Genomic DNA, 13,000 nt, shown 5'->3' on the forward strand with positions numbered 1-13,000 from the left:
TTTTGTCCCATTGTCAATGATGTGAGACCAACAATCTAAGAAATAGAAAGCTGATATGTTATTCTTTACAAGGGGCTAGCCCCTTGTAAAGAATTTCTGATTTCAATAGGCGATAACCAGTTAAGAGTCTGCATGGGGAGGCGGTTAGACAGGTAAAGATAGTTTTTCATCTGCTTGATAAGGTCATCGTAAGAGTAAAATTGCAAGCGTTGGTAGAAGCGCCTGTTATCATTTCGGTGGCTGCGTTCAACCTTCCTATTGTGTCGTGGCGTTCGAGGGCGGATGCACTTGTGTTCAATTCCTAACTCCTGACAAAGGATATCCAAAGGATGGATCTGCTTGGTTTCCTTGAAATGAGTGAACTCAACACCATTATCGGTTTGAATCATTTTGGGCTGGTATTTAAAGTGTTTGATGGCCATTTTGACAAATTGCACGGTCGAATGTGAGGATTGTTCCTTGAAAGGGAAGATAAAGCGTTCTCTGGAGGCTTCGTCGATCATAGTGTACTGGTAAAACTTATCAGGAAGTTTGCCCGTGTAGCAGTGCTTTGGGACATATTTGACATCCATCTGCCACTTTATTCCCAGTTGTGTCGGAGTATCGTAGGGCTTGGGGACGTAAGCCTTCTTCTTTTTCTTGGTATCATTGAAGAATCCTAGTTTTCTCAAGACTCGGTAAAGGGAGTTAGGATGGCGTTTGTAACCTTTATTGACCTTGAGCTTGTAGAAAATCTCGATGAGAGTTGCATTGGGATTTCGCCGAATGCAGTTTTTAATCCAGGTGATTTCTTCATCGGTATGAGCATTTGGATGAGGAGTCAGAGGTTTGTGAGACTTATCCCGCAGAGAATCTTTTGTGCCGTCAAAACGCTTGTTCCAGCGCATGAGGGAAGCCTTTGAGACCTTGTATCTGCGACAGATGAAAGCGACTGATGCGCCAGTGCGATAGGTTTTGACCGCATGGTAGCGCGTATTGAGTGTGTGTGGCAAATAGCGGAGATGTTGTGGTATACTAGTCATGAGAAGATTCCTTTGTGGTAGTTGTGTCATGACTCTTATCATATCAAGGATTCTTCTTTTTGGCTTCAATTGGTCTCACATCTATTGTAGCGGGACATTTTTATGTGTGGCTATCTGAGCGTCTACTTTTGACTGGCGAAAATTTATGGTATAATGGAATTTATGATACAGACCATTTTTACCCTCAGTAGTCATTTTTTCTTTATTTTTATTAGTTTTCAACTCTTTTATAAGGTTGTGGACTGGAATCGATTTTTTAAAGTTACTGGAGAAAACGAGCGTGCAATTCGTTTGTTAATGGTCTTTTTTAGTATTGCCTTGGGCTATCTAGTCAGTTCATTTTTCCTGACGATCTGGGAAGCTAGTCGTAGTTTCTTTCAGGGAAATTTTTAGATTAGCTGACAAACAGATACTAACTATCATAATCTTAACGGAGTAGTTATCAATGGAAAAAATTATCGTAAATGGTGGAAATACTCGTTTGGTTGGTGAAGTGACAGTTGAAGGAGCTAAGAATGCGGTTCTTCCTCTTTTAGCAGCAACTGTGCTTGCTAGTACAGGTAAGACAATCCTGACAAATGTACCGATCTTATCAGACGTTTTTACCATGAATAATGTCGTGCGAGGTCTCAATGCTGATGTTGATTTTGAGCAAGAGAAAAATACGATCCTTGTGGATGCAACTGGTGAACTATCTGAAGAAGCACCTTACAAGTACGTCAATAAAATGCGTGCTTCGATCGTTGTTTTAGGGCCGATTTTAGCTCGGAAAGGTCATGCTAAGGTGTCTATGCCCGGCGGCTGTACGATTGGAAGTCGTCCGATTGATCTACATCTCAAGGGCTTAGAAGCAATGGGGGCAGAGATTAGTCAAACTGCTGGGAATATCGAAGCAAAAGCTAAGCGCCTTAAGGGAGCACACATTTATATGGACTTCCCTAGTGTTGGTGCCACACAAAACATCATGATGGCAGCGACTTTGGCTGAAGGAACTACCGTGATTGAAAATGCAGCTCGTGAGCCAGAAATTGTTGACCTTGCTATGTTGCTCAATAAAATGGGCGCTAAGGTTCGTGGTGCAGGAACAGAAACTTTGACGATTACAGGTGTTGACAGCCTTCACGGAGCGGAGCATAGTGTGGTGCAGGATCGTATCGAAGCAGGGACTTTTATGGTGGCAGCAGCTATGACTGGCGGCAATGTTCTAGTGAAAGACGCTATCTGGGAGCATAATCGTCCTCTTCTTTTCAAAATGCAGGAAATGGGTGTGCAAGTGACTGAAGAAGATGGTGGGATTCGTATTCAATCAGATGTGGCACACTTAAAAGCGGTAAATGTAAAAACTTTGCCCCATCCAGGATTCCCAACGGATATGCAGGCACAATTTACAGCTCTCATGGCCGTTGCTCAGGGAGATTCAACGATGATTGAAACGGTCTTTGAAAATCGTTTCCAACACTTAGAAGAAATGCGGCGTATGGGCTTAGTATCAGATATTTTACGTGATACAGCTATGATTGTGGGAGGTGGACAACTTCAGGGAGCAGAAGTTATGTCAACGGATCTGCGCGCCAGTGCAGCCTTGATTTTGACAGGTCTGGTTGCACAAGGTCAGACGAAAGTGGGAAGATTGACTCATTTGGATCGAGGATATTATAAATTCCATGAGAAACTGGCCGCTTTAGGTGCAGATATTAGCCGTGTAGAGGAAAGTGATGATGAAGACTAGATTACGATATGTTGTGAAACAATCAGCTCTAATTTTACTAGTACTTGTACTAGCAGCCATAATATTTGCTTTAGGTCTTGCTTTTGGCTATGGTGGTTTAGGAAATGGAGAAAATCCTTGGTCAATCCTCTCACCTGACACTTGGAAAGAAATTTTATCTAAATTTACGGGTCAGTAATTACGAATAAAAAAGTATGACAAGAAAAAAGATAAAACAAAAAACAATAATTTCTTTTGCTGGTGCGGCAGTTGCCTTAGTGCTTGCTATTGGTGGCTACTATGCAGGCGGAAATTTTCAGTCCGCAAATCAGCCAAGTATCCATCAACACACTTCAACCAATAAAAATACACCCAGCCAAGAATTAGCAAGTTCTGTTTTAACAGAAAATGTCAAAAAGCAGTTAAAAGGCAAGATCGAGTGGAATGGAGCGGGTGCTTTTGTTATCAATGGCAATGTAACAAACCTAGATGCTAAGGTGGCAAGCGCCCCTTACGCACAAAATCAAACCAAAACAGTGGCAGGAAGGACAGTTCCCACAGTTGGCAATGCTCTCTTGTCACAAGCGACACGCCAATACAAGAATCGTGAAGAGACAGGAAATGGCTCTACAACATGGACACCAGCAGGTTGGCACCAGCTTAAAAATCTCTCTGGCTCTTACACTCATGCAGTCGATAGGGGGCATTTGATTGGATATGCTTTGGTTGGAAATCTCAAAGGTTTTGATGCTTCAACTAGCAATCCAGCTAATATAGCAGTTCAGACAGCTTGGGCAAATCAGGCGCGCGATAGCGACTCGACTGGGCAAAATTACTATGAAAGTCTGGTTCGTAAAGCATTAGATAAGAAAAAACGAGTGCGCTATCGGGTGACAGCTATTTACAGCAGTCCAGAAGATCTGGTTCCTTCGGGCAATCAGATCGAAGCCAAGTCTAGTGATGGTAGTCTAGAGTTCAATGTTTTTGTTCCTAATGTTCAAAAAGGCATTCAGCTGGACTATCGAACAGGACAAGTCACCAAAACAGAATAAAAATTAAGGGAGCGGGACAGAACTCATTCCTTAAAAGGAATAGTTCGTTGTCCCACCCCCGCGATGCCCATTAGGCTTGTACGGAGCCTGCAATGGCGAACGTAGAAGTCAAGAGGCTACCGCGTCTTGTACATATTCCAAACAGATTTTCGAGGTTGCAGACTTTTGTCCCAGCCTCTTTTTTGTATAATAAATGTAACCGTTTAGAATGTTGATTCGTTTTATTAGTGAGAGGAGGTGGAGAAGATCAAGCTTGATGATTATGAAAAAGTCTTGATTGCCTTTGCGAAAGAAATCGTCTATTATCTGCAAGGCTCAGGCGTTCCAAAAGAGCAAGCAGAAGATGTTGTTCAAGATGTTTTTATCAAAATGCTAGAGTCTGATTTTGTCATCCCTGCTGAAAAAATGCGAGCTTGGATGTATCGTGTGTCTATTTGCCGTTATATTGATAAATACCGGCGTGATAAGCATTATATGGAAATCCTGAGACGAGATTTTTTTACAAAGGGAAATCAATTGATTGTTGAAGGATCAGACTACGACTTTCTCATGGAGGAGGTGGAAAAGTTGCCAATGCGGGATAAAATCATGTTGGATCTTTATTATTTTCAAGGGTTCTCAACAGGCGAAATAGCAGAAGTGCTTCATTATTCTAACAGCAAGGTCAAGGTTCAGCTCATGCGCAGTCGAAATAAACTTCGACAGGTTTTGGAAAAGAAAGGATATTATCATGGAAACTTTTGAAATCGTTGCAAAGAAAAACAAAAAGAGAAATAGAAAGCGAATCATTCTCTGGTCAACAACAGTAGTGGTAGTATTTTTTGGAATATATATTGGTGCTCGTATGATTACGGGAAAACTCATCAGCAACCAAGCTTGGAAGGTAGTCAATGAGGTACAACTATTTGAAAGCGTTGCCTTTCCTAATATTGAAACTTATACCTGGTCTGCTAATGGTGGGGACATGCTCCATGGTGGTATTAAAGGTAGACAAGCTAAAGATATTTATGGAATTCCACTCGACTATGGTGAATATAAGGCAGATTTTGGAATTTTTAATATCAATCGAGGAATCCATTTTCATGCAAATTCTGGCAGATATACAGAATCTGGGGCAACTATTCAAATAGAAAATAACCAAAAAGTGCCACAATTCTACAATAAAAATGTGAAAGAGGAGAAAGGAGAATCTGTCCATGAACCAACTAAAGAGCTTCCTTACGTAAAAGATATGCAAAATCAATTAGTAGAGGTAGCACTGACTTTTGATAAACCATATAGTTTAAAAGAAATTCGAGCAATGATTCCTAAGAATCTTAAAACCAATTGGTATTGGATTGGTACAAATTCAACAGGTGATCCAAGTTGGTGGCAACCAAGTAATCTATACGGCACGAGTCCAGATTATCTAACGAAAAAAGAATATGTTCACAAAAAGGAAGCAGAAGAAGCTATTAAAAATCTCAAAGAAGGAGAGAGACTGAGTAACAGACTTGCCCAAATGAAAGATGTAGATGGATTCTTGGTTAATTTAAAAAAATATATTGCGACTGACATTGGAAAAAGTACCTACAATAATGTAACTCCGTCAGATGATATTAAAACCTACTTGAAAAAATTTGGTAAGCTAGACTTGTCTAAGAAAGAAGACTTAGAAAAATTAGAATTCTCAGGCGTTATCCTAACAGGAAAAGCTGAAAATTTTGCACAGTTGGAAGGTAAGGAGTGGATTTATGCATCAAGCATTGGAGCTTCTATACCAAATCAACCATACTACAAGTTGGACAAAGAATAAATTGATAAAAAAGGCGTAAAACACTTGCAATTTGAAGAAAATTTGATAAAATAGTAAGGAAAGTTAGACTGTATTGCCTACTGTCTATCTATAAAATATATTTTATTGGAGGCTTTTACTCAAATGGCAAAAGAAAAATACGATCGTAGTAAACCACACGTTAACATCGGTACAATCGGACACGTTGACCATGGTAAAACTACCTTGACTGCAGCTATTACGACTGTACTTGCACGTCGTCTTCCAAGCTCAGTTAACCAACCTAAAGATTACGCTTCAATCGATGCTGCTCCAGAAGAACGCGAACGCGGAATCACCATCAACACTGCGCACGTTGAATATGAAACTGCTAAACGTCACTATGCTCACATCGACGCTCCAGGACACGCGGACTACGTTAAAAACATGATCACTGGTGCCGCTCAAATGGACGGAGCTATCCTTGTAGTAGCTTCAACTGACGGACCAATGCCACAAACTCGTGAGCACATCCTTCTTTCACGCCAAGTTGGTGTTAAACACCTTATCGTCTTCATGAACAAGACTGACTTGGTTGATGATGAAGAATTGCTTGAATTGGTTGAAATGGAAATCCGTGACCTGCTTTCAGAATATGACTTCCCAGGTGACGATCTTCCAGTTATCCAAGGTTCAGCTCTTAAAGCTCTTGAAGGTGATGAAAAGTACGAAGACATCATCATGGAATTGATGGATACTGTTGATGAGTACATTCCAGAACCAGAACGCGACACTGACAAGCCACTCTTGCTTCCAGTCGAAGACGTATTCTCAATTACTGGACGTGGTACAGTTGCTTCAGGACGTATCGACCGTGGTGTTGTTAAAGTCAACGACGAAATCGAAATCGTTGGTATCAAAGACGAAATTCGTAAAGCAGTTGTTACTGGTGTTGAAATGTTCCGTAAACAATTGGACGAAGGTCTTGCTGGAGATAACGTAGGTGTTCTTCTTCGTGGTATCCAACGTGACGAAATCGAACGTGGACAAGTTATTGCTAAACCAGGTTCAATCAACCCACACACTAAATTCAAAGGTGAAGTTTATATCCTTACTAAAGAAGAAGGTGGACGTCATACTCCATTCTTCAACAACTACCGTCCTCAATTCTACTTCCGTACAACTGACGTAACAGGTTCTATCGAACTTCCTGCAGGTACTGAAATGGTTATGCCTGGTGATAACGTGACTATCGATGTTGAGTTGATCCACCCAATCGCCGTAGAACAAGGAACTACATTCTCTATCCGTGAAGGTGGACGTACTGTAGGTTCAGGTATGGTTACAGAAATCGAAGCTTAATTCAATTAAGTTCCCAGATTAACAATTATAGTCAGACAACTTTAATTGTAGCCCTCTGTTTGAGCAGAGGGCTTTTGTTATATTGAAATATAAAACCCTACTAAATTTTAGTAAGGTTTTAGCTATTAATCAGGAAAGTTCCTCTTTTTCTCCTGTAAAGGGAAGGGGGAATTTAGGAAGTTTGCTCTCTTCTTTCCAACTTTCAAAGCGTAGGCTAAAGAGGAGTTTGGTTAAACGAATGAGCATTTCTTTTTCGTTTGGGTCAAGTGCCTTGGTGTTGTCAAGAATTGTTATTATTTTTTTGGGTGCGTCTAGCTGGAAAAAATCAGTAATCGAAGTAATGTTAGCATCTAAAATCAGCCCGAAAAAGAGATCAAAAAATTGTTTCAGTTGGTCATCGGGAGTGGAAGCGACCCAATTTTTTAGAGTTTTGTCAGTTTGCAGACTATCTGCATTGAGTCCATCAGCTAGCAGAAAAGAATCATTTTCAACTTTCCAAGAAAAAGGATTGTGCTGTGCAATGCCGCCGATAGCAGTACTCTGAACGATGTGAGCAGTTTCAGGAATTTCCAGCATCATACCGACAATCGAGCCATAAGGAATATAGCGTTCGATTTTAGGACTAATTGATTGATAACCTGCCGTTTCAATAATAAGTTTATTAAGTCCCGGCGCATCAAAGCTGGTGATGAGTTTGATCCGTTCTTGGTTCTCTGAACTTAAATGACTGGTCGCAAAAGTTGCCAAATTACCTCCTTTAGAATGCCCTGTGACGTAAAAGGTTCCGGGTAACTCAGCGAGAGCTTTTTCCAGATAATGTGTTGCTGTTAGTTGAGCTGGGATTTGTGGCATGTAGGTCATGTGGAAATCTTCTTTCCAACCGATAATGGAATCGTCTGTTCCACGGAAAGCCACGATGTAAGTATCTGGTTTAATCCGAAAAGTTGTTGCTGAAAATTGTTTTTCGATATCTGAATCAATATCGTTAACGTAGCCCATAAGCTTGCTGCTTTTAAAACGCAGGCTTTGTCCCATTTGTTGCAATAGTTGCAAGTGTTCCTTTCCCATAATAGTCGGTGTTGGAGCTAGATCTGTAAGAGCCTCAGCACAATCATCTAGGCGCTTTGCATGGTAGCGGTCAAAATTTTTATCAGCTACTCCATCAAAATTTATGTAGCTTAATTCTGTAAACATCAGTAAATCCAAAATGGTCAGATCTTTGTCGTAGATTGTTTCATTTTTAACCTGTTCTAGATAATCAAATAAATTCATATTTTTCCTCCGGTTTTTCATGTTTAGTATATCATATTTTTGCTATAATAGAATAAATAAAAAGTATGAGGAAAGTATATGCACAAGATTATGTTAGTGGAGGATGATCCAATCATCCGCCAAATGGTAAAGCAGAGCTTGGAACAGTGGGATTTTCAGGTTATTGATATAGAAGACTTTACTCAAGTTTTAAGCATTTTTGTTCAGGAAAATCCTCATCTGGTTTTGATGGATATTGGTTTGCCGATGTTTAATGGTTATCATTGGGCTCAGGAAATCCGTAAGGTTTCAACAGTGCCGATTATGTTTTTGTCTTCACGCGATCAGGCAATGGATATTGTTATGGCTATCAATATGGGTGGAGACGATTATGTGACCAAACCCTTTGATATCAATGTTCTCTTGGCTAAGATTCAAGGGCTGCTCCGTCGTTCCTATGAGTTTGGTACAGACAATAATCTCCTAGAATATCAAGGCACTGTGCTTAACTTGAAAAATATGGATATTGTAGTCAATGGGCAAGTGGTTGATCTGACAAAAAATGAATTTCAAATTTTACGAATATTGTTTGAGCGAAAAGGGGCTATTGTCACACGTGAAGACATTATGCAGGAGCTATGGAATAGTGACTTTTTCATCGATGACAATACTTTGTCGGTTAATGTCGCACGTTTGCGTAAGAAATTGGAGGAAGTGGGTCTGGTAAACTTTATTGAAACCAAAAAAGGAATAGGATACGGTCTACGTCATGACTAGTAAGGAAAAACTTCATTTCATAAAAGGGTATATTTCTTCTCGGCGGTATTTTCTGCTCTTGCTTTTCTTGTTCTTTTTTGTGCTAGGGCTGTTGACATTTCTCTACACAAGTCAGGGACAGATGATTAATTATATTTCCTTGCTCTTGTTTTTTCTGGGCTTTCCACTTCTTAGTTTAGATGTTTTTCGCAATTACCAGCAGTTTAAGCATTTGCTCTGGGAAAGAGAAGATATAGTTATGCAGTCAGGCTCTGAGCAGCTGCTTTTGGAACGGCTTCAAGAAAGTCAGCAGAAATTGCAGAACCTAGATGAAGCAGAGAGGCAGAAGCGTTCAGAGGCAGAAGATTATTTTACTCTTTGGGCGCATCAGATCAAAACGCCGATTGCTGCTAGTCGTTTGTTAGTTGATAATCTCGCTGAGACGAATAGCCGTCAGGCCTTGCAGCAAGAGTTGTTTAAAATAGAAGCTTACGCAAATCTTGTCTTGCAATATTTACGATTGGAAAGTTTCCACGACGATTTGGTACTTAAAAAGGAAAATTTAGCAGATGTAGTCAAGGAAGCAGTGAAGAAATATTCGCTTTTCTTCATTCAAAAACATCTCAGCCTCAACTTGCATGATTTGGATTATGAATTTGTGACAGATCGCAAGTGGTTTCTTATTGTTTTGGAACAAATTTTGTCCAACAGTGTCAAATATACTAATCAAGGTGGCGTGGAGATCTATGTCAAGGATGACAGCCTTTATTTAGTCGATACAGGTCTAGGGATTCAAGAGAGCGATTTGCAGCGAGTTTTCGAGCGAGGTTTTTCTGGCTACAATGGGCGCTTGACGCAGCAATCTTCTGGTTTAGGACTTTACCTGACCAAGCAAATCCTTGATAAACTGGACTATCCAATTATGCTTAAGTCCAAGGTTGGTCAAGGGACGACAGTTAAAATTGATCTCAAACGTCGGCAGTTGGTATTTGAGTAGTTCAAGTTTTTAAAAATATTTTTCTTTCTTACAAAATTGTAAGAATTATCCTTAAAAATGAAAGGTTAGGTTATGGTACCGACCTTTCTTTTTTTATATACTAGTCTTGTAAATAAGTTAAACATGCTCTTTATATGAGAGGAGTAGAAAGTGAGGATGAAACGATGAAAAAGTTAGAAGAATTGTTCAAAAATCATGTGAGCCATAAACCGGAAGTGCTCAAAGAAGAATCCTTACGAGAAAAGATTGAAAAGCAGGAAACCTTAATCGAAATGAATCAATTTTGTATGGATTTGCGGATGATGGGTTAAGGAGAAGCAGATGAAAAAGTATAATGCTTATCAGTTAAAATTAGCTATGGCAGCCTTGATGGTGCTGGATCATATCTATATTATTCCAGGGCTTGTTTCTCCCAGCTGGGAAGGGATTTTTCATGCGCTAACTCGCTGTGTGGGAGTCTATTTTGCCTATATGGCGGTGGAGGGATTCATTCATACGCGTAACTTAAAAGCCTACCTACTCCGCTTATTTTCTTGGGGAATGTTTATGGCAGGAGGAAATGCGCTGCTAAACCTGCTTTATCAGTCGCGGCAGATTCATCTTGAAAATAATATTTTTCTGACCTTAGCCATGGGTGTGCTGATGTTAACTTTCTTTTATAGATTTTCTTCCTTATCTAAAGGTTGGTATCTCGTAGCAGGAGTGCTGACTTTACTTGCAGGTAGTTTTCTCACCGAAGGTGGGATTGTTATTTTGCCTTTTATGCTGATTAGCTACGTCTGCAGAGAACGGAAGATTTTGCGTAATAGTCTATATCTTCTTTTGTCAGCATTTTTACTGATCATGTCCTATACTGCCTGTCCAAGTTGGCAGGAGACACTGGAGATGTTACTTTATAATTCAGACTTTCTCTTTATCAGTGTGCTTCTCTTGCTAGCGCTTTATAATGGTGAGCGAGGACCAAAGACATCTTTTAGCAAATATTTCTTTTATGTCTTTTATCCGGCTCACCTCTGGTTGCTGGCAACGCTTGCCTTTTTTATGGCTGGCTAAGTCAGATTTAAAATAGTAAAATGAAATATGGAGGTACGGAGATGTTTAAACTTACCAGTAAACTTGCCCTGTCAAATCTAGTGAAAAATCGCAAACTTTACTATCCTTTCGCTCTTGCTACGATGATAGCGACTGCGATCCTTTACAGCTTTATCTCTCTGGCTTATAGTCCAGATATGGAAAAGAGTTACGGAGGTGCTGCTTCAAGGATGACTTTGCAATTTGGGATTATTGTGATTCAAATTGCGGTTTTGATTCTTGTTGCCTATGCGAATAGCTTTGTCATGAAAAATCGTTCGCGCGAGTTGGGGCTCTATAGTATTCTTGGGATGGAAAAGTGGCACTTACTCGTTATGACCTTTGTTGAGCTTTTGCTCTTCTTTGCGGGAACTGTTGGCTTGGGGCTTGGTGTTGGATTTATATTTGACAAACTTCTCTACGCTGTCTTACTCAAAGTTATGGGGATGCCTGTAGTCTTAGCTTCAACTTTCCAGTGGTTCAATATCTTTCTAACTTTAGTCAGCCTAGCTGTCGCTTTTGCCTTGATTCTCTTGCTCAATAGTGCTAGGCTTCTGCGTTATAGCTCGCTTACTATGATTCGTGAGAAAAAAGCTGGGGAGAAGAAGGGGCGTTTGCTTCTCTTGCAGACCTTGATTGGGCTTGTTTTGCTAGGTATTGCCTATTATATGGCTTTGATGGTTAAGAGTCCTGTGGCGGCGATTATCCAGTTTTTTTGGGCAGTTATCTTGGTAATTGCAGCAACTTACATTCTTTTTAATGCAGGCTCCATCACTTTCTTGCAGTTCTTGAAAAAAAGTAAGAGTTATTATCGCAAACCCGAAAATATGATTTCCGTCTCCAATCTAGTTGCACGTATGCGTAAAAACGCAGCGGGGCTTGCGACGATTTCTATCTTATCAACCATGCTGTTGGTTACCCTAGTGGGTTCTATCAACATCTATGTTGGCGGTAAGGACTATCTGGATAGTCTGTATCCTCACGCTTATAATTTTTCAGTCAGTACAGGAAATGAAAAAGAAGAGGATTTTCTTCTAAAAACAGTCAAGGAGCTAGTTGCAGAGAATCAGATAGCTTCTCCTAGTTATCATACGTATACTTACTATACCGTAGGTGTCAAAAGGAAAACCGCTAATCGGTTGATTTCAGTAGAAAATGGAAACAGGATTCCAGATATGGTTTTTACTGTTATTAGCTCTGCTGAATATGGAAAAATGACAGGCGAGAAACTTAGTCTAGCAGATAATGAAACGATTGTCTATGCAAAGGACAACTCACTGCTGGCTGATAAGCCTTTACAAGTTAATGATAAGTCTCTTACAATCAAAAAGATTGTAAGAAAAGATTTTAGCCATGGAAACATTCCAAATGAAGGCGTCGCTGTTGGTAATAAGCAAATTTATGCAGTGGTGAATGATCCCAGTCAAATCATGAAAATTGAATCGAAAACGTATTATGTCGGTGTTGATAGTTCGACAGAAGTGAAAGATATAAGTCATTTCGCTAGTCAGGCACTGGATAGGCTGATGACTTTACGCGAACAAGAAACGGCTGGAAATTTTAGTTTTACTAGTCGTCAGTCTGTTGAAAAGGAATATCGTGGCGTTGTGGGGACTCTCCTTTTTATCGGTATTTTTCTGTCTGTGATCTTTCTGATCGGAGCGGTCTTGGTTATCTACTATAAGCAAATTTCAGAAGGATATGAGGATCGGGATAATTTTGTTATTCTGCAAAAAGTAGGATTGGATCAAAGTCAAACCAAGCGCACCATTCAAAAGCAAATTTTGATCGTTTTCTTCTTACCGCTGGTCTTTGCATTTGTACACTTAGCGGTGGCTTTTAAAATGATCAGTCTAATTGTGGCTATGCTTGGTGCAAGTAATGTGGGGTTGCTCATTCAAACAACGATTGGAATTTGTCTAATCTTTCTCATAGCTTATATTGTTGTCTTTCTACTGACGGCAAGAACTTATCGAAAGATTGTTTCTCATTAAAATTTAAAAATTATACATAATAAAGAAAAAGAGG

14 protein-coding genes are annotated in these 13,000 nt (G+C 39.9%); 12 read left to right on the forward strand and 2 right to left on the reverse strand.

Going from position 1 to position 13,000, the window contains the following annotated elements; translation table 11 throughout:
- Positions 1 to 65 precede the first annotated feature (65 nt).
- On the reverse strand, positions 66 to 1,022 hold the full coding sequence (locus tag A3I3_RS0101445) for a DDE-type integrase/transposase/recombinase (RefSeq protein WP_018370962.1): 957 nt from the start codon (positions 1,020 to 1,022) through the stop codon (positions 66 to 68).
- Between the two features lie 162 nt (positions 1,023 to 1,184).
- Between A3I3_RS0101445 and A3I3_RS0101450 the strand changes: the two genes are divergently transcribed.
- The 7 genes from A3I3_RS0101450 to tuf all read left to right on the forward strand — a co-directional run bounded on the left by A3I3_RS0101450 (position 1,185) and on the right by tuf (position 6,897).
- On the forward strand, positions 1,185 to 1,415 hold the full coding sequence (locus A3I3_RS0101450) for a DUF1146 family protein (protein WP_018370963.1): 231 nt from the start codon (positions 1,185 to 1,187) through the stop codon (positions 1,413 to 1,415).
- Between the two features lie 52 nt (positions 1,416 to 1,467).
- On the forward strand, positions 1,468 to 2,751 hold the full coding sequence (gene murA, locus A3I3_RS0101455; RefSeq protein WP_018370964.1) for a UDP-N-acetylglucosamine 1-carboxyvinyltransferase: 1,284 nt from the start codon (positions 1,468 to 1,470) through the stop codon (positions 2,749 to 2,751).
- Positions 2,741 to 2,929 carry a DNA-directed RNA polymerase subunit beta gene (locus A3I3_RS0101460; RefSeq protein WP_018370965.1) on the forward strand — a complete coding sequence of 63 codons (189 nt, stop codon included), beginning with the start codon at positions 2,741 to 2,743 and terminating at the stop codon, positions 2,927 to 2,929. Before murA ends, A3I3_RS0101460 begins: the two co-directional genes overlap by 11 nt.
- A gap of 16 nt (positions 2,930 to 2,945) precedes the next feature.
- Positions 2,946 to 3,782 (forward strand): DNA/RNA non-specific endonuclease, encoded by an 837-nt coding sequence (locus A3I3_RS0101465; RefSeq protein WP_018370966.1) that lies wholly within the window; start codon positions 2,946 to 2,948, stop codon positions 3,780 to 3,782.
- Between the two features lie 273 nt (positions 3,783 to 4,055).
- Positions 4,056 to 4,526: an RNA polymerase sigma factor gene (locus A3I3_RS0101470; RefSeq protein ID WP_026129816.1), complete on the forward strand. Its 471-nt coding sequence runs from the start codon at positions 4,056 to 4,058 to the stop codon at positions 4,524 to 4,526.
- Positions 4,513 to 5,577 (forward strand): anti sigma factor C-terminal domain-containing protein, encoded by a 1,065-nt coding sequence (locus A3I3_RS0101475; RefSeq protein WP_018370968.1) that lies wholly within the window; start codon positions 4,513 to 4,515, stop codon positions 5,575 to 5,577. Before A3I3_RS0101470 ends, A3I3_RS0101475 begins: the two co-directional genes overlap by 14 nt.
- A 123-nt stretch (positions 5,578 to 5,700) precedes the next feature.
- Positions 5,701 to 6,897 (forward strand): elongation factor Tu, encoded by a 1,197-nt coding sequence (gene tuf, locus A3I3_RS0101480; protein WP_018370969.1) that lies wholly within the window; start codon positions 5,701 to 5,703, stop codon positions 6,895 to 6,897.
- A gap of 129 nt (positions 6,898 to 7,026) precedes the next feature.
- On the opposite strand, the gene A3I3_RS0101485 is transcribed toward tuf, so the two are convergent.
- Positions 7,027 to 8,169 carry a DUF2974 domain-containing protein gene (locus tag A3I3_RS0101485; RefSeq protein ID WP_018370970.1) on the reverse strand — a complete coding sequence of 381 codons (1,143 nt, stop codon included), beginning with the start codon at positions 8,167 to 8,169 and terminating at the stop codon, positions 7,027 to 7,029.
- A 78-nt stretch (positions 8,170 to 8,247) separates the two neighbouring features.
- On the opposite strand from A3I3_RS0101485, the gene A3I3_RS0101490 reads away from it, so the two are divergent.
- The 5 genes from A3I3_RS0101490 (at position 8,248) to A3I3_RS0101510 (ending at position 12,966) form a co-directional block, all read left to right on the forward strand.
- A complete protein-coding gene (locus A3I3_RS0101490) occupies positions 8,248 to 8,925 on the forward strand; it encodes a response regulator transcription factor (protein ID WP_018370971.1) in 678 nt (225 codons plus the stop codon).
- Positions 8,918 to 9,901 (forward strand): sensor histidine kinase, encoded by a 984-nt coding sequence (locus tag A3I3_RS0101495; protein WP_018370972.1) that lies wholly within the window; start codon positions 8,918 to 8,920, stop codon positions 9,899 to 9,901. The genes A3I3_RS0101490 and A3I3_RS0101495 overlap by 8 nt, the downstream gene beginning before the upstream one ends.
- Before the next feature lie 164 nt (positions 9,902 to 10,065).
- A complete protein-coding gene (locus A3I3_RS10935) occupies positions 10,066 to 10,212 on the forward strand; it encodes a hypothetical protein (protein ID WP_018370973.1) in 147 nt (48 codons plus the stop codon).
- Between the two features lie 10 nt (positions 10,213 to 10,222).
- Positions 10,223 to 10,954 carry a TraX family protein gene (locus A3I3_RS0101505; protein ID WP_018370974.1) on the forward strand — a complete coding sequence of 244 codons (732 nt, stop codon included), beginning with the start codon at positions 10,223 to 10,225 and terminating at the stop codon, positions 10,952 to 10,954.
- 41 nt (positions 10,955 to 10,995) lie between these two features.
- Complete coding sequence (locus tag A3I3_RS0101510; RefSeq protein WP_018370975.1) at positions 10,996 to 12,966, forward strand: ABC transporter permease; 1,971 nt, start codon at positions 10,996 to 10,998, stop codon at positions 12,964 to 12,966.
- Positions 12,967 to 13,000: the final 34 nt, after the last annotated feature.

This window comes from Streptococcus massiliensis DSM 18628 (assembly GCF_000380065.1).
GTDB lineage: Bacteria > Bacillota > Bacilli > Lactobacillales > Streptococcaceae > Streptococcus > Streptococcus massiliensis.